Source organism: Sphingobacterium sp. Mn56C (assembly GCF_049319645.1).
Classification (GTDB): domain Bacteria; phylum Bacteroidota; class Bacteroidia; order Sphingobacteriales; family Sphingobacteriaceae; genus Sphingobacterium.
On sequence record NZ_JBMOUC010000001.1, the window covers coordinates 1,223,855 to 1,242,182 of the forward strand.

General features: G+C 37.7%; 12 protein-coding genes. 3 read left to right on the forward strand and 9 right to left on the reverse strand.

Going from position 1 to position 18,328, the window contains the following annotated elements; translation table 11 throughout:
- Positions 1-91: 91 nt before the first annotated feature.
- Positions 92-868 (reverse strand): XRE family transcriptional regulator, encoded by a 777-nt coding sequence (locus tag ACL9RF_RS05165; RefSeq protein ID WP_422799529.1) that lies wholly within the window; start codon positions 866-868, stop codon positions 92-94.
- Positions 869-971: 103 nt separating this feature from the next.
- Here ACL9RF_RS05165 and ACL9RF_RS05170 point away from each other — a divergent pair, with 103 nt between their 5' ends.
- The gene (locus tag ACL9RF_RS05170; protein WP_422799530.1) at positions 972-1,310 is read left to right on the forward strand and encodes a hypothetical protein; all 339 of its coding nucleotides are present in this window, start codon (positions 972-974) and stop codon (positions 1,308-1,310) included.
- A 32-nt stretch (positions 1,311-1,342) separates the two neighbouring features.
- Here ACL9RF_RS05170 and ACL9RF_RS05175 read toward each other — a convergent pair whose 3' ends face one another.
- Together ACL9RF_RS05175 and ACL9RF_RS05180 are read right to left on the reverse strand one after the other, a co-directional pair.
- Entirely contained in the window at positions 1,343-4,471 is a 3,129-nt protein-coding gene (locus ACL9RF_RS05175) for a peptidase MA family metallohydrolase (protein WP_422799531.1), read from the reverse strand.
- Positions 4,472-4,553: 82 nt separating this feature from the next.
- The gene (locus ACL9RF_RS05180; RefSeq protein WP_422799532.1) at positions 4,554-6,755 is read right to left on the reverse strand and encodes a transglycosylase domain-containing protein; all 2,202 of its coding nucleotides are present in this window, start codon (positions 6,753-6,755) and stop codon (positions 4,554-4,556) included.
- A 361-nt stretch (positions 6,756-7,116) separates the two neighbouring features.
- Here ACL9RF_RS05180 and rpoN point away from each other — a divergent pair, with 361 nt between their 5' ends.
- Positions 7,117-8,577: an RNA polymerase factor sigma-54 gene (gene rpoN / locus ACL9RF_RS05185; protein ID WP_422799533.1), complete on the forward strand. Its 1,461-nt coding sequence runs from the start codon at positions 7,117-7,119 to the stop codon at positions 8,575-8,577.
- An 87-nt stretch (positions 8,578-8,664) separates the two neighbouring features.
- On the opposite strand, the gene ACL9RF_RS05190 is transcribed toward rpoN, so the two are convergent.
- From ACL9RF_RS05190 to ACL9RF_RS05215, 6 genes are all read right to left on the reverse strand, one after another.
- Complete coding sequence (locus ACL9RF_RS05190) at positions 8,665-8,859, reverse strand: hypothetical protein (RefSeq protein ID WP_422799534.1); 195 nt, start codon at positions 8,857-8,859, stop codon at positions 8,665-8,667.
- A 235-nt stretch (positions 8,860-9,094) separates the two neighbouring features.
- On the reverse strand, positions 9,095-10,117 hold the full coding sequence (locus tag ACL9RF_RS05195; protein WP_422799535.1) for an LLM class flavin-dependent oxidoreductase: 1,023 nt from the start codon (positions 10,115-10,117) through the stop codon (positions 9,095-9,097).
- A gap of 212 nt (positions 10,118-10,329) precedes the next feature.
- Positions 10,330-11,115: a class I SAM-dependent methyltransferase gene (locus ACL9RF_RS05200; protein WP_422799536.1), complete on the reverse strand. Its 786-nt coding sequence runs from the start codon at positions 11,113-11,115 to the stop codon at positions 10,330-10,332.
- Positions 11,116-11,281: 166 nt separating this feature from the next.
- Positions 11,282-12,895, reverse strand: coding sequence for an FISUMP domain-containing protein (locus ACL9RF_RS05205; protein ID WP_422799537.1), 1,614 nt, complete (start codon positions 12,893-12,895; stop codon positions 11,282-11,284).
- A gap of 526 nt (positions 12,896-13,421) precedes the next feature.
- Entirely contained in the window at positions 13,422-14,414 is a 993-nt protein-coding gene (locus tag ACL9RF_RS05210) for a hypothetical protein (RefSeq protein WP_422799538.1), read from the reverse strand.
- 351 nt (positions 14,415-14,765) lie between these two features.
- The gene (locus tag ACL9RF_RS05215) at positions 14,766-16,625 is read right to left on the reverse strand and encodes a mechanosensitive ion channel family protein (RefSeq protein ID WP_422799539.1); all 1,860 of its coding nucleotides are present in this window, start codon (positions 16,623-16,625) and stop codon (positions 14,766-14,768) included.
- Between the two features lie 984 nt (positions 16,626-17,609).
- Between ACL9RF_RS05215 and ACL9RF_RS05220 the strand changes: the two genes are divergently transcribed.
- Positions 17,610-18,242 (forward strand): LuxR C-terminal-related transcriptional regulator, encoded by a 633-nt coding sequence (locus ACL9RF_RS05220; RefSeq protein WP_422799540.1) that lies wholly within the window; start codon positions 17,610-17,612, stop codon positions 18,240-18,242.
- Positions 18,243-18,328: the final 86 nt, after the last annotated feature.

An 18,328-nucleotide genomic window follows, 5' to 3' on the forward strand; every position in this document is an offset into this window, starting at 1 on the left:
ATTCAATTAAAAAAGGGGGCATACGATGCCCCCTTCCTTTCAGATATTACAAAAGTAGCTATTTCTTTTGACAAAAGCAAAATATGGCCTTTTATTTTTTTCCATCAACCACCGAATTAATCGTTTTCTGCATCTGCGCCATCATGGCGGTTAAACCTTCCATACTCGGCTCTGCCGAAGGTTCCGGAAATTCTGTTGAAATAAAAGCCTTCGCTTTCCACACCTCCAATATTTCAGACGGTTCCACCCAATACGGGTCATAAAGTTTATTGTCAGACAACAACTTCAACCCCTTCTCCTCGTTAAAACTATAGGCAGCACGCTTATACACTAAACCATCATCTTTAGACACAATAACATAAGTCTGACCAGCTTTTATATCCATCCAATTTTCCAGGTACTCGCCAATAACAATGGCACCACTCTGCAAGGGCAGCATAGAGTCTCCAGCAATTTCAAATGCCCTGTACGTACCTTGTTTAAACATAGGTAAAGAAAATTTCGGCAGCTCCTTAACAAACTCCGGATCCGCATAACCATTTAGATACCCCGCACTTGCTTTAACAGGCACAAGTTCAATATTCTCCCGATTATCCTGACCAACGGTAATACTCAATACACGCAAGTTCGAAGAAGCCCCCTTAGCGGCTTGAGTCCACTTTTCGTCAATCGTATCGTTAGCAAGTTCATCCATCGTAAGCCCGTAAAAGTCTGCAATTTTTTTTAGCAATTCATATTTAGGTTCGGCACGATCTTCTTCATAAGCACCAATAGAGGCACGCTTAACACCCATAGCATCAGCGAATTGTTGCTGTGTTAAACGTTTCTTTTTTCTTAAAAACTTTAGGTTGCTCGATATATTTGACATAAGAATTTTTTAAAAATATTTTTAAATACTAATTTTATTAGTAATATTGTGCCAATAAAATTAGTAAAGAATATAAATAAAACCAAATAATTTAGTGGAAACCATGGAAAAACACCTTGTATACATTGTTACAGACCAGAATAGGGTTTACATAGAGGCTGGATACACCCAAGATATACAACTCACCTTCTTTGAGTTACAATCGGCATCTAGCCTGCTAATGGGGAGCGCCATACGTTTCAACAGAATAGTACATATGGAGGCGTTTGATAGCTTTTCAGGAGCACAACGGCGTAAAATAGAGATAAGCAGGTACACAAAAATGCAAAAGGAAAAACTTATCCGCCGTACTAATCCAAACTGGTTAAATATTGTCGCCAGCGAAAGGCCTAATGCAAAAGAAAAAGTCGTTGTATATGCCCAAGCTATAACAACGACTTAAAATACCATTTAAAGGCTTACAAACACTGCACTTTACCAACCCGGCGTAAAGTTCAGACCAAAAGTTCCGAACTTAGTACGTCCAGTATATAATGGAATAGCATAGTAAGGCTCTAAAATCATGGCACCAAAAACATTAATCCGCAAAGATACCCCAGCACTAAACATGGGAACCCTTACATTTTTATCATAAACCTGGCGGGTTTCACCATTTGTTTCTGTTACAGAGACCCTATCCGCGTTGCCCTTAGCCCACTTTATTTTACTATCCGAATTCCAAGCAAGTCCGGCATCTACAAAAATATTCAAATCGGTAAACAAGAAATCCGATTTTGCGGCTGCTAATTTCTCAGGACCTGTAAAAGGAAGCCTTATTTCAAAATTAGCGACTACTGTTTTTGATCCCATTAAATCCAGCATCGTATATTTTCCTGCGGGATCAAACTCCCGTGATTCATAGCCCCGCACTAAATAAGGATAACCGATATACAAGGGAAATAAAGCATCCTGATCTTTTCCTAAACGCATATACGAATAAACCCTGGCGGCAAATGTTAACGGTTTAATACGTTGATACTTTCGAAGATCTATATTTAGCGTAGAAAAATTGTAATCCCCAAAAGCTTGTTCAATGCCTAGCCGGTAGCGATAGCCCTGTAAGGGCGCCGTAATACCAAAAACAGTATTATCGCCAACCAAAGCCGCATTAATCTGCTCGATGGTAAAGGACTTTAATTTACCAAAACCTTCGATATTAACCAGCTCACTGTCGGACAGCTTTTTACGCTCATAACTATAATACCTACGTTTATTAGGGTCATAACGATCCGTAAACCGCGTTCCAGAAAAACTATACCGCGTAATACCTGCACCAAATTCTGCGCGGTGGTGTCGATTAAACGGATAGGCAACAAAAGCCTCTGCTTGCGTCTGAAAATTCCGAATAATATAGGTGTTACGCATAAGCTCCTTATTTCCCCCGATATCCTGCTGCTCGTAGTTTAAGAAGCCCGAACGATAAGGAATATGCGAAAGCACCGCACCCCAATTCCAACGGCCTCGTTTGTTGATGTAAGCAACTTGCGCGCCGAAGTCTTGTATCTCGCCATTAATACTTAAAGCGCTAAAAATCTGGTTATACCCTAGGATATCAGAAAACATACCCTGAATGCCTCCTACCATACCAGCACCATAGCGCGAACCTACAGCCATACCCACGCCCGAATTCGCCAGATAGTCTAATTTAAATTTGGGTGTATACGCCATATTCCTGATCTGTTGATCGTCGATGCGTGTGAAAACATTAAAATTCTGAAGATTGGTATTGACCACATTCACGCCGCGCCCGATAAAAGGCGGCAACATGGCGGCAGTAAAATCTATTTCCTTTGCATTTACCTGAACAGGCGTAAAATCTGAGGCACTGGCCTTAAACACCTCATATCTGTTTTTCTTAAAAAAGGAATATACGATTTCATCCGTCGAAGAAATACTCAAGGCGGGGGAATATTCGGTTATCCCTGATATGCCCGTAAAATAATCGGTTAACTGCTCCACGCTTCCTGCAACCAAATTATAACGATACATATTCCGAAAACCATCCCTATTGGAGAGAAAATAAATGGCTTCCCCGCTTGCAGAAAAATTCGGATTTAAATTATTCGCCCCCGGAAAGACATCCAAGTTCCGAACCGTACCATCTGATAAATCATAAACCGCTATACCCATAGGTATATCCACGGCTTTACGATCCGATTGCAGTGCCATACGATCGGTACTAAAAACTATATATCGGCCATCCCTGGAATAATTGGGTTGAAAATCGGAGAAAACATCATCAGTAAGCTGTGTAACCTTTTTAGTATTGAGGTTATAGGTGTATAAATCTGAATAGCCATTTTTTAAACCCGAGAAAGCCAGGTTAATCCCATCTGGCGCCCAGCTGATATTAGCAAACTCCGTAATATCGCCCATAGCTTCTACAAACAATGTTTTACCCGATTCGATGTCTATCGCCATTAATTTATTTCTGCCTTGATGGAATACCGAAAAAGCAAACTTCTTACTATCGGGCGAAAAAGCCCCGGCAGATTCTAAAAAACTAAATTCATCAATATCCTTATTCGTAAGCTTACTGCCTAGCTTTCGAAGTATGACGCCCGTTTTTGCATCTGCTAAATAGAGGTCTATTCCAAACAAATCCTTTTCCGATAAAAACACCAGATACTTGCCATCTGGCGATAACGTGGGCGACACATTTATCCGACCAGCATTGCTGCTATTGATTAACGACACCCCAATAGGTTTGGATGTGGTATCCTTGCCCAAATTGCGGTAGGCAGTTTCTATACTACTACGCCATAAGGTGGATAAGGTTTGTGCATCGTAACCAAAAACTCTTTTAAAAGCTAAATCATAACCATATTTTGCTGTATTCAAAAATAAGGGCATAAGTACAGTGTCGCCATATGTCGAACCTATAAACGACAAAAATGCCTGTCCGTAGCGATACGGAAAATACCGATGAGACTCCTCCGTAAGTTGCTTCAAGGAGGGAATATCCTGATTTACATAGGCATCGCGCAACCACATGGAGGTAAAGGCATCTTTTTTTCCGATAGCGAAATATTCCGCCATCCCCTCGATCATCCAAAGGGGTATATTCGCCATATTTTCTATACGTGTACTATCGCTACCATCCATTAATAAATGATACTGAAAGGCGTGCACCAGCTCGTGCCCCAGCACATGCCGTGTTTGCTGATTAATTTGCATTACAGGCATTACCACACGCTGCTTAAAGCCTTCTGTTACTCCACCTGTACCCACAGCAATCTCGCCCGAGATTGCTGTAGTTTGTTGAAACTCGGGATGATTGTTATAGAGAATAATTGGATTTTTACGATTAAAGGTGTCTCGGAACACTTGCTGATGTAGATCATACCAGACCTCGGCTTCCTTTGCCAGCCAACGCACCATATTGTCGTTGTCTAAATAATAATACAGGTTAAAATGTGGCGTATCATAAACCTTAAAATTCAGTTTCTTGTAACGCATTTTATTCTGTCCGAAATACTGTGCCTGCGTTGCCGGCACAGCACCCATAAACAGTGAAAGAAAGAAGACAAACTTAAGGATACAAGTCCAAAGTCTATTGTTCATAATTTATGTTATTTGCTTGGTATATATTAAAATTAAGGTTAAACCATCGTCTTAATTACCCCTATACGGCTACGGTTTCGTATTATTTCTGTTCGGGGTGCTCCGTATGCTCTTGACTGTTTGCATCAATAGTGCCCTCTAAACCCTCTAACCCTTCCAAATGATCAACATCTTCCGTTTCCGTACTGTCGCTAGGCGTTTCAACACGAATACGTGGGCTAGGACACTTGTAATCTTTGGTAATAGCTACTGTAGGTTCTGGAAACTTACCAAAGGTAACACCAAGCTCTGGGTGTTTATACAACTCTTCCAGAAACATTGCATAAATCGGTAAGGCCGTTTTCGAGCCCTCCCCTGTGGCAGAGGATTTAAAGTGTATGCTTTGTTCATCACAGCCTACCCAAACACCTGTTACCAAGTCTTTTGTTACCCCCATATACCAACCGTCTACATAGTCCGAAGAAGTTCCTGTTTTTCCACCAATTTCATTATTATTTCGAAACAAGTCCCACTCCCATAACGCTTGTGATGTACCACCGGGTTCTTCCACGGTACCGCGTAACATATAGGTCATTAACCACGCATTCTCTGGCGAAATAACCTGCTTCTGCTCCGATTTAAAGCTTGCAATTACATTCCCATCCGCATCCACGATTTTAGATACCAGAATAGGCTCTGTACGTTTACCCGCATTCATAAATGTGCTATACCCTCTTACCATTTCTAAAACCGACACATCATTGGAACCCAACCCTACCGATGGCACCGATTCCAATTTGCTCTCAATACCACATTGATGTGCAATATCTACCACCCTATCCCATCCCACGGCCTCGGTAACCTGTGCGGTTATGGTATTTAAAGAACGAGCCATAGCCCAGCGCAGAGACATTTCACGATGTGAAACCGACCAATCGGCATTCTTAGGCTCCCACACTTCATGCTCTCCTTTTTTATTTGTAAACTCAATTTTTACGGGTTTATCTTCAAACTTATCACAAGGGCTCATTCCCGATTCCAAGGCAGCCATATACGCAAAAGGCTTAAAGGTCGATCCTGCCTGTCTTTTGGCTTGATTTACATGGTCAAATTTATAGTAATGGTGATTTATGCCGCCCACCCATACCTTAATTTCACCGTTATAAGGGTTCATGGCCATCATCCCCGTATTTAACATCATAATATAATGTTTTAACGAATCCATGGTCGAATAGTTCACCTTCTCCATCCCCTTCCAAGTAAAAACCTCCATTTCTTTTTTAACCTTAAGTGCGGCAAAAACAGCCTCCTCATTGTTGTTGTATTTTTGCATTAACGCGGAGTACAGCGGCAATTTCCGGGCATGATTTTCTAAAAATCCAGGTAATATATTCCCTTCTTTATCCCGCCAAGGGTCATCATTACCCCAAACATTCTTCAAACGCCGTTGTAGCTCCTCCATCTTCTTGGCTACAACATCTTCTGCAATGGTCTGCATGCGCGAATCAATTGTGGTGTAGATTTTTAATCCGGCTTTATGAATATCAATCTCATTATCTTGGCTCCACTTATCCAACCAGCGCTCTACTGCAGCCCGCAGGTAAGAATCGTTGGCATCTTTTTTATCCTGATAGTTAAGGTTAAGATTTAGGGAATCTTTAGACAAAACCTTCATATCATTACTTTTTAAGTAGCCTGCTTTTTCCATCTGCGACAAGACAACATTCCTACGTTGTAGCGCATTTTTAGGGTTTCGTATCGGGTTATAAATGGTGGTTCCCTTTAGCATGCCCACCAATAAGGCGCTTTCATTAATAGTTAAAGCACTCGGAAGCTTGTTAAAATACCGTAAAGACGCCGTTTTAATACCATAAGCATTATTGCTGAAGGATACCGTATTCAGGTACATGGTAATAATTTCCTTTTTAGCATACCTGCTCTCCAATTTGGAGGCCGTCATCCACTCTTTATATTTTGTAATCAGTATACGTATGCCAGGAATTTTACTTAATAAGCCCTGAGAATGCGCATAGCGCGTTTTAAAAAGATTTTTTGCCAACTGCTGGGTAATGGTACTGGCGCCTCGCGGGTCACCCTTTAAGGTTGATGCAGCGCCAGACACCAAGCCCAAAAAATCGATGCCTCGATGTTGATAGAAACGAACGTCCTCTGTAGCAATTAAGGCATTTAATACATGATGGGATATACTATCATAAGGTACGGGATCACGATCCTCCTCAAAATACCGACCTATGAGCACCGAATCTGCGGTATATAGCTCAGATGCCACATTTAAAGTGGGCATAACGATATCTTTTTTTGTTGGAGAATAACCGAAAAGGCCTAAAAAATTAAGCTGTATAGCACAGGTAAATAAGACCAGACTATAGATAGCTATAACTACAAATCTTAAGATTCGATTTTTAATACGTTTAAACATAAAGTAAATATGAATAAAAGTTTGGAATAAATATAATTTTCGTTATTTATTATACCGTTAGCCTATAAAAATAATACTTTTTGCCAGTGGAACATAGGGTATTAAAGCTAGGCTTACCCCGCAAAATAATGTAGTAAATATTCTAGTTTTATTGTCTTCATTCGCCTATATCTATACAATTTTTCGGTTTTAATAGCTACATTTACACGAGTAATTCAATTAACATATGTTAAAGCAAACCTTACAACAAAAATTATTACAAAAACTATCACCCCAACAAATACAGTTTATCAAGTTGTTGCAAGTTCCAACAGCTTCTTTAGACACCCGTATAAAAGAGGAATTAGAAGAGAATCCTGCTTTAGAAGATGGTAGTTTAGCCAATATGAATGACCCTGTTGAAGATTATCCGGACAAAGATCCAGATGATTTTGACAGCAATGAAGAAAGTTATGATGAGGAATTTAGTGTAGAGGATTATATACAAGAGGACGACTATAAAGATTATGGTGCTGGTTTTTCAGGTGATGATGAAGAGGACCGTAAAGAAATGCCAATTGCCATCCAGGATTCTTTTTTCGAAAAGCTACAGAATCAATTGGATCTTTTGGCGCTTACCGACAAACAGTATATTATCGGTAATCAGCTTATCGGAAGTTTGGACGATGACGGCTATTTACGCCGTCCGATATTATCCTTAATCGACGATCTCGCATTTTCCCAAAATGTAATAGCCGAAGAAAATGAAGTGCTGGATATGTTGCAGGTTATCCAAGAATTTGAACCGGCTGGTATAGGTGCACGAGACCTTCAGGAATGTTTATTGATACAGCTGAAAAAAAGGGATTTAAACAACCCCATATTAAAAAAAGCTATTGCGGTCGTACAAGATTATTTAGAAGAATTTACAAAAAAACATTATGATAAAATCGAAAAGCAATTGGATGTTAACTCGGAAGAGCTTAAGGATATTATCAATGAGATTTTAAAGCTTAACCCAAAACCGGGCGATTCTTCTTTAGTCGCCGGAAAACAGCTGCATATTATTCCCGACTTCCATATATCTAATAATGACGGTACATTACACCTAACCTTAAATGGTCGAAATGCTCCTGAGCTGCGTGTATCAAGGTCCTACCAGGAAATGTTTGAGCACTATGAGAAAGCCGAAAAGAACGATAAAAAAATGAAAGAAGCGGTACAGTTTGTTAAACAAAAGCTCGATTCGGCAAAATGGTTTATTGACGCCATCAAACAACGGCAGCAAACCTTGTTAAAAACTATGAATGCTATTATGGAGTTTCAATACGAGTATTTCCTTTCTGGCGATGAGCGTTTGTTGAAACCTATGATTCTTAAAGATATAGCAGATAAAATAGAAATGGATATTTCTACGGTTTCACGCGTGGCAAATTCAAAATATGTGCAAACCGAATTTGGCACCTTTTTACTAAAGTCCTTCTTTTCTGAAGCCATACAAACCGAGTCTGGCGAAGAGGTGTCGAATAAAGAAGTTAAAAAAATATTGGAAGAATGTATCAGTAATGAGGATAAACGCAAACCATTGGCTGATGAGAAATTAACAGATATTCTAAAGGATAAGGGCTATAATATTGCCCGACGTACGGTGGCAAAATACCGTGAAGCAATGAATATTCCTGTTGCCAGATTACGTAAGGAACTGTAGCCGTTTGAAAAAACGGCTATAGTTTTATGTCGGTAATACCTATATAAAATTTTACGACAGCAAGGCTTCCTATACCATGAAAGCTTCTTATTTTACATACTCCCTAACAAAATAACCTAAATAAAACCAATCTTTGGCTGTTAAAGCCTCTCTCGGAATAAACTCCACACTTCGATCAGTTAGCACAATATCGCATTTGCTAGCAAAAGCACTGGCATATAAGTTACTTATTAAGGCTTCCTTTAGAGCACTTATAATGATGGTATTTCCAGAAATTTTCATAATGCAAGGTCATAAATAATGCATGAATAATTTTACGGGTTTCCGTAAAAAACAAAAATGCTTAGGACACACAGGCAGAGCTTGCTGTGAAATTGCGTTCGAGAACTCGATACGCATGTTAAGGCCATAAGATTACCGCAGCAGTACTGGTACTGGTACTGGTAAATTACCGAAGATGGCTCATACAAAAGAACAACAGGGCAAGCCTTATCTGCCTACCCTGTTGTTTTAACCTTTAGCGCCAGCCTAAACCTGGAGCAACATGCTCTAAAATAGAGGATAGAACATGTATATTATAGTCTACACCTAAGGTGTTGGGTATCGTTAAAAGAATGGTATCAGCCTCTTGTAAAGCTTCATCCTCTGCAAGTTCTTTTATCAGCTTATCCGGTTCAGCAGCATAACTTCTACCGAAAATTGCCTGTTTATCCTGTTCGATCATGCCAATTTTATCGCTTCTATCCGCTTCCTGTCCAAAATAAAGACGGTCCTGGTCGTTTACCAACGCAAAAATCGAACGGCTTACGGAGACCCGTGGTTCACGTGCATGCCCTGCATTTTTCCAGGCTTCTTTATACAGCCGTATCTGTTCCGCCTGCTGTATATGAAAAGGTTTCCCATTCTCATCATATTTTAACGTAGAGCTTTGCAGAAACATGCCATTCTCGGCAGCCCACACGGCGGTAGCATTCGAAGCAGCCCCCCACCAAATACGATCACGTAAACCCTCAGAATGCGGCTCCAAGCGTAGTAATCCCGGTGGATTGGGGAACATAGGGTAAGGATTCGGTTGTGCAAACCCCTCACCTTTTAACCTACGTAAAAACTCTAATGCATTCCGACGCCCCATATCCGCATCAGTTTCACCCTCAAAAGGCTCATAGCCGAAATAGCGCCAACCGTCTATAACCTGCTCCGGCGACCCTCTACTTATGCCCAATTGCAACCTACCCCCAGAAATTAGGTCCGCTGCTCCGGCATCTTCGACCATATAAAGCGGATTTTCATACCGCATATCAATAACCCCTGTGCCAATTTCTATGCTGCTTGTGCGGGCACCTATTGCGGATAATAAGGGAAAAGGTGAAGCGAGTTGGGCGGCAAAGTGGTGCACACGAAAATAGGCCCCATCCACACCCAACTCCTCTGCGGCAACCGCCAAATCTATAGATTGTAATAAAGTGTCTGCAGCCGTACGCGCCTTATATGCAGGGTGGTTTGCCCAATGTCCAAAAGATAAAAACCCGATTTTCTTCATACGTTATTAAGTGGAGTTTCAAAAAATATAATTAAAGTTAAATAATATAGATTAAAAATGAAGTATCGATTTGTTTTTATATGGTCAATATTTATCGAAAATCTGAACTACAAATCCCTACAATTTAAAAAGCAGCCATTTAAAAACTTTAAATAACCACAGCGTTAGGTTTCTACACAGTATCGCCCGCTTGAAAAAGCAGACAATTGCTGTTATGCATCGCGGATGGGATCTAATTTCGTGGCCGTAAAAACTTTCATCGGCCAGTTCAATCTATAGCTACCATCATTCTGTGCATACACGCCTAAAAGCTCATGTGCCGCCTGTAAACAATCCGCAGGCGTTGTTGAAGTCATGGCGTGAAACTTATAAATAAAATCCCCAATATCTGCTTCCTTAGCAAAAGCCCACTGCAGTGGAAGATCGTAAATTTCAGGTTTGGAGAACCCGTTTAATTTACATAACGTAGTTGTAAAACCATCGCTCCAAAAGGCAACCTCATGGCCGGTAGCACAATGCTCTGCCACATGCCTATCAAAATAATCCGCGAGTTTCGTTGAAGACCAAACGTCAGCAATAACCAACCTACCCTTGTCTTTTAAAATACGGGAGAAATTCTCCAATGCTTTTGTTTTATCAAAACAATGGTGTAAAGCACCGAAGCTCCACACCGCATCCACACAATCAGCGGGTAAAGAAATCACATCTGCTCCTTCATTTAGTATTTCAATATTCGATTTTTTAAGTTTCCGAATACCTTCCAATTGATCTATGGAAGGATCTGAAACAATCAACTTCCCGGAAGTTAACAGATCAGCAATAGCACCCGAAAAATAACCACTTCCAGCACCGGCTTCAAGAATAACCTCCTCGCTTTTTGGTGCTAAATATCGAAACATAACCTGCATATCGCAATCCCGCGCATTTGGATAATCCATAAGCGCCTGCTGATACATTTGAGAGCGTAGTCCGTCAAATAAAGTTTTGTTAGCCTTCATTGTTGTATGGTTTAGTTTAAAATTGTGTATAGGTTAGACTAAAAATAACAACAATAAAATTATCAAATAGTTTTCTAGAAAATAACCCCTCAACCTGATAACGATTAAGGTTGAGGGGCAATAAAGGGGCAACAAATAAAATATCCAAGTCGTTACATAGGCTCTCCTATAAATCTGCTATACACCTTATATTATAAGCCCTTCTATAATTTTTACTGTTAACATTAGATAGATTAAGTTTAATGTTAGGATCATCTTTGAATATATTTACCACATCGACATAAATGCTACCGGAATAATCATCCGCAGAGCTTGTCCAGTAATGCCCCTCATGACCACGATCCCAATTGGAGGAATTTCTTTCGCTAAAGTATCCTTGCAGCGGAAAATCCACCTCTATAGTGCTCCATTTACTTTTGAACACCTTGGCAAAGGTATATGTATCCAAACTATTTTCATCGGACCCTCTATTCTTTTCAACTGTTATATTGTCGATCAAAATATTAAATTCAGATATTGTAGGAACTCGAAATCCCTTCGGGCATGGGTCAAGTTTAGATTTAATAGGCTCTTCTTCTGTACCACTATTCCAATTCATTGTTTTTTTTATATCCATCCATTTCGTATCTTTTTCCTCATACACAGTAGCTTTGGCAATTATATTTTTATTAGCGTACTGAAAAAAATGACCATGATGAACCCCTAATGGATCAAATTTAGGGTCGGAAGGATCAACACCTAAATTATCCATCATCCATATCTGTCCATGAATTCGGAACGCTGCTTGTCCTTCATGTCGAAGCAAGGCATCACTTGATTTTTCAAGTTTTAAGTTTAACTGGTACCTAACACCAGAAGATAATGCAAGATTATCCAGTGTTATCGTATTTTTTACTGTTAAAGGCCCAGCTTTTAACGCTAAAATATTAAAGGAGACATGACCATCGCTGTGAAGGATTGTAGGTGAACTGATCACCTTTTTAGCCCCTAACTTCGGGAAATCCACAGCAATAGGCAATGCCTTTTCTTGCTTAATAAGATCCCCTGTCGCTAAATTTATCCAGACATTATTATGATGTCGGCCAAATGTTGAACGCAGTGTTGTAACGGGCTGAGCAAGCTGGCATGCATCTATCGTTGTGATTATTTCACTGAATTTGCAGTTAAAAGTTGCCTTAATTAATTTCGTTTTATTTACTTCTTGAACATCTGTTAGGTCTACCCTCGTTTTAAAATACAAAAAATTTGAATATTTATCTAAAATAAGTTTTGCTGAAGCCAAGGTTTTAGAATTCGGATTAGGAAAGGTTATGCTCGGCACATAACTTGTACTACCCGTACTATAAGCCACAATGGTATATTCTCCTTTACTGACTAACGTTATTCCCCCATTTTCTGCTTCTTTTTTATAATTATAGATTTTCTCGGTCACCCAACGGCCATCTTTATCAAAAACAACAACATTATACATCAAATTATCAGGCAAATTTGTTCTGTTATCGATTACTTTATCCACAGAAACAAGTTTCCCAGTTAAGGCATAATCTTTATTTATTTGCACTTTAAAACGTTTACTTAAAGGTGCTATAGTAGTATATTGCGCTTGTGAAAATAAGTACATGAATACGGACGTAGTATCTGTTTCTGGATTATCCTTTATCGGAGCACTGGTGTCCAATTGTTTATTACACGCCCAGGCACAAGAAATAATAATAAAGAATAGGTAGAACCAAAATCGTAATTGTCCAAGAGAGACCTTGTTTTTATGTTTGCTTTTCATATTTTAGATTTTATTCGGTTTAATAGCTCCGGGAAATCTCGGGAGCTATTAACTGTCAAGTTTTGTAAGGTATGGATAGATGTTATATAACGTGACAAAATTAAATACATAATACTGTCCTAGGTACTATACATAAAGACAGTTTTACCTTGAAAAGCAAATTCTACATCAATAGAAAAGTAAAAAAATAAGCTTAAACACCATAAAACCTGCTATTTATACAAACAAATAGCATAACAAAAATTATGTTTTAGTATTCAATACTACCTAAAAGTATAGGTCTTTATGGACATTTTGTTTGTATCAAAAACAATAAACATGCTTTTAGAGAAAATTTAAATTCGTGCTCCCTATTTCAAATAAAACCCTGCAAGACCAGTAACGTTCGAATCCCGATGTAAAAAGTGGTAATATAAAAAACAAGTTGTTCGTATCAGTTCTTCATAGCATCCGCAGGACCAATTAAGAACCTTTATTCTAAAATATAAAGTCCCTACATATACAATACATAGAGACTTTCAGCATTTTACGGGGTAATAACTAGATTCAATTTATATTTAATTCCAGGAGTAATTTTTAGATTTTTGTAAGCTTCATAACTTTTCAGTACATACTTGCCCACAACTAAATTAGAGAGGTTATAGGTCACGTTTTCATCGGCATGAATTCGTGTTGGTAAACTGGTTACGACCATGGCATTCAAGCTCAAAAAATCTACACCTGCGTTTACAGAAGCCTTCGAACGACTAAGCTGCCCACTGTTAAGTTGGACAGATACCTTATTATAATGCGGACTAAAATTGGAGTTAACTTGGGTTATAAGTTCTCCTATCTTACGGGCATCTATAGTTGTGGTTATCTCCGAAAATTTATGCTGTAACTCCACCGGAACAATTTTCGTATTTTTAGTAGGTAATTTTACAGTTGTTCGGCAGTATACAAAATCAGCCGTTCGGTCCAGTACAAGTTCTGCTGTGCCCAAAGTTTTATATTTATCATCCTTAAATGTGATATCTGGTAAGTTTTTTCTGCTGCCTACAGCATAGATTATAAAAATATATTCCTTGCCTACAGGTAAAGAAAACAGACCCTGCTCCCATTCTTTTTTATAGGTATAATTCTTTTCACCAATATACTGGTTATCCGCATCAAAAACAGCTACCTTATACTGCATATCATCAGGCAAATGGCCCTTGAGTTCGCTTATGTTACTTTTAGTTGATAAAGAATAAACAGGTACAAGTTCGGCTGAAAGTTTAAAATTTTTAGTTAATAGTCTTGAAGGAGTCTGCAATTTTAGCGGCGTTGTAACAGTTATTTCATCTGCGTAATAGTCACCAGAAATTTGTATATAAACTTCAGCTGAATCCGTTTTGCATTCTTTTTGATTAACATCGGGTCCGAAAATGGAATCTTCTTTTTCCTTATTACAGGCATAAATAACCCATACGAAATTAAATAAAAGAAAAATTTCACGAAATGTAAACTTCCCTCTTTTACGTGTTTGTTTGTTTTTCATTGTTTTTTTAATTGTAGCATTTATCCTTGGTTATAGATAAAAGCAAATAGTCCATAAATTTAGTTCTGCGTTAGTATTGATAATTGATACTAAAAAAAATCAACACGTAACTTCTTCAAAAGTAAATACTTTAACGAGAGATAGCCGCTGTACTAAAGAGTGGTTTTCAGCTTTAACAAACGAATAAAAAACAAATAGTAAGAAGTATTAGGCCATTTTGGGTCAGGCTAACTAATTAAATTAAAAAAATGCTCCCCCATAAGACGCTATATTAGACTTTAAAACTAGTCTAAAGGATAGTATACGAACCACCGTATTGAGCCCTACGAAAGGGCTCCTAAAAGCTAAGATTTAGTTATTGGGTTTTCTTATTTCCGGATTTACCACCTGAATAGTAAACGGTTGAACTGCTTTTTTCTGGCTGTTTGAAGGCATTTCTTTTGTACTACCATCTCGAACAGCCCGATAATGTGGCGACATAAGTTCGATACCAGCTTGATGAAAAACATCCAATATATTTTTATGAAGCTCCGAATAGATTGCTAATTGTTTATTAGGTTCTTTTGTATAAGCATTTAATTGATAAGTGACATAAAAATCATCCAAACTATGTTGCAAAACAAATGGGGCAGGCTGCGTCTCCAACATCGATGTAAGCGATATAGCTTTATTAGCTAATTCGTGAACAGTTTTCCAAGGAACCTCATAGGAAATGGATAGTTTAGTATGTATAATTAAACCATCGGTATCAGCTTGAGCACTGTAGTTTACCGTATGGCTACTTAATATCTGCGCATTGGGTATAGACACCACCTCATTATTTGACGTTAGTATACGCGTTACCAAAAGGGTTTTTTCCATAATATCACCGCTCACTTCGCCAATACGAATACGATCACCAATAACAAAAGATCGCATATAAGTCAGCATTAGTCCCGCTACAATATTGCCTAAAGCTCCTGCTGAGCTGAATGTAAACAAGATTCCAATAAATACCGAAATACCTTGGAAAATCGGTGAATCTGAGCCTGGAAGGTAAGGAAATATAATTACCAAGAAAAAGGCGAGTAATAATACCCGTAAGATCTGATAGGTAGGTAGCGCCCAATCGCTATAAAAACCTTTTATAGTAAGGGAACCAACTTCCAGCTCTTGCGCAAAAAATTTAAGTACCCTAAGTAAATAGTGAAAAACGAAGTAAACGACAACGATAGTAATAAGATTTGGGAAATAATCAATTAATGCTAAGGCTACTTTTTTTAATGGCGATAAGAAATAACCAATTAAAACGGATGCATAACCCTTTGTAGATGGAAATAGATTGAATAATATAGGTAGCGCCAAGTATACAATGGTAAAAATAAAAAACCAACGTAATAGTCCGGTAATAAACCATATAAACTTAAGTTCTTGTTCTGGAGATATAAGCATATAACCCCGAACCATTACACCTTTAAAACGTCTTTTTCTCCCTTTTAAAAGTTTATGTTTTAACCAAGCCATTAATTTTCCCAGGCCTACAATAATTAATGCCACTATACAGACGACCAAGATTGCAATGCCAGCTGAGGTTAATAATTGCTGTACACTATGTTCACTTCTATAGGCATTTATAGCCTGTTCAATAGATGCTCGATATTCCTGTATTAATTCCTGAGGCTCTTTGTTTGCCCACAAAGCATCTTGCTGGTTAACGCTCAGAATAATCTGGTCTTTCCAATACAGCAGCCAGTTGTCTTCGGTTTGCTGTATTTGAAGTGAGTCTGTCGTAAAAGTATGATTTGCTTCCAGCTGCTGCACCTGTTGATTGATACGTGCAGCCCGATCTGCTGGCGAATAGGATCCTAAGGCTGTAAAAATGGTAAATAATGTATCCTGAAATGGAGCAACGGGCACACCAGCATTGATAGCGCGTAAGGAATCTACTTTAAGTCTCCTTTTGGCGATAAGTAAAGAGTCTCTACTTTTTAAAAAACGCAGCTCCTCCAAAAGTTTACGTTTTTCATCCAAGTCGGTCCTCCTGGAAGAGAGCATCTGCTCCTCTAAATACACCCTGCGTAAAGAATCATCGTGTTGCTGCTTACGTAAAATTCCTAAAGACTGCTCCCCCTCCACAAATGAATTTTGATTTTGGGTTTCTTGTGCAAAACCTACATGCTGTTGCGCACCAATCAAACAGTAAAATAGTAAGCTAAGCATATAAAACTTCATAGTTATAGATTAAAGTAGTTTAAAATGTAAATGGTTTTCCTAGTCAATACCTAAGATTTGAACCGAATTGCCTAGGTAATTTTTTAAGGATAAAGGTAGACAATTCAGCTAGGTAGCACAAATAAACATTGGAAAAAGAGCTTGTCAATTAAAAAGCATCGCTTCAAAACAATAGTGCATAAATCCCCGTACTGTAATATAAATTGAAAGTTTTACCGTAAAAAAAGTATGTTTTTAACTAATATTAATTAAATACCATACTTTCGACTAGTACTACAAACCCCTAAATGCTACTAGATTTGCCGACCCTGCATATGCATTTTATGCAGGTTTAAATTAATAGTAGAAATATGTTAAGAATTATGTATTTATGGAACGGTCGCCGGAAAAAATCTAGGCCAATTGAAAACCTTATCCACGTATTTATCGCTGCAAATTATAAATTAAATTTAGTTGACATTGGCATTTATGGCTGGACTTTAAAGTGGATTTTAACGCTATCCTTTTTAAACTTATACAAAAACCTTTGATGGAGCAACTATGACATGCAGCCTACAAGACTAAGGAAGGTGTAATAACATTTTACCCTCTAGACAACTTGTAATGGCTATATGGTTATTATTCTAAGGAAACTGCCCTTATTAAATTTGTATTTATAACTGTTTTGTAGATATAAACCTACAATACCAATCATCCTAAATGCTTACGATGGATTAAATCCTTGAAATCCTTTAGCTTTAATTTGATTAATTTAAACATCTACCAAAATTAGAAATTTATTACATTATTAAATATAATAAACAGATAAGCAAACCAAGTTCCTTAAAATCAAAATCTACCAAATAAATTATTAAAAAGGATAAAATTTAAGTATTAATCAAAACCAAAGCCTATGACATCGTTAAGAACACTAACCGGTATTTATATACTATCGACATTTTTTGCGCAGTTAGGCCATATTACTAAATTTAAATGTAATGACTTATGAGAATTTTAATTTGTAGTAAATACGAAATTATAGAATTTGGTCTGTATTCATTAATAAAAGAATTATTCCCAGCCTCTGTAGTTTTTAAGGCGAAAGAAAAATGGAATATCCTGGAATACTTAAAATTTAGAAGTGTTAACTTTATGATTATATCTTCAGAGATAATAGTGAAGGATGATGAAATCATAGATATCGCCCGACTTAATTGGCCAGATTTAAAAATATTGTTTATCTTCTCCATGGAGGATCAAATGTTCATACCTTATTACATTAATCGCGGAATAAGCGGTTTTATTCCACATAATATTTATTTCGATCATCTTAAGCAGGCTTTATTACAATTTTTAAGATCGGGAAAGTTTATTCCTAAAGATTATCTGGAAAAACAAACGCCACTTAAAACAAAAATTGAATCAGAGCATTTAGTTTTACCCAGTTTAAACGGCTTATCTAAACGAGAAATCCAAATACTAAATTTATTAGTAACAGGAGCTAAAATTACACATATCGCTAAATCGTTAAAATTAAGTAACAGTAGTATATCCACCTATAAGCTAAGAATTTTACGAAAATTGGAAATAAAAAATATTGCTGACCTAAAGATATTTATGAATAAAATATTTGGATAAATAAATCTAGACAGACTATAAAAGCGTAAAAAAAATTGATTTAAAATCTACTAATTTATATACTCCAATAATTATACTAAAAGAAT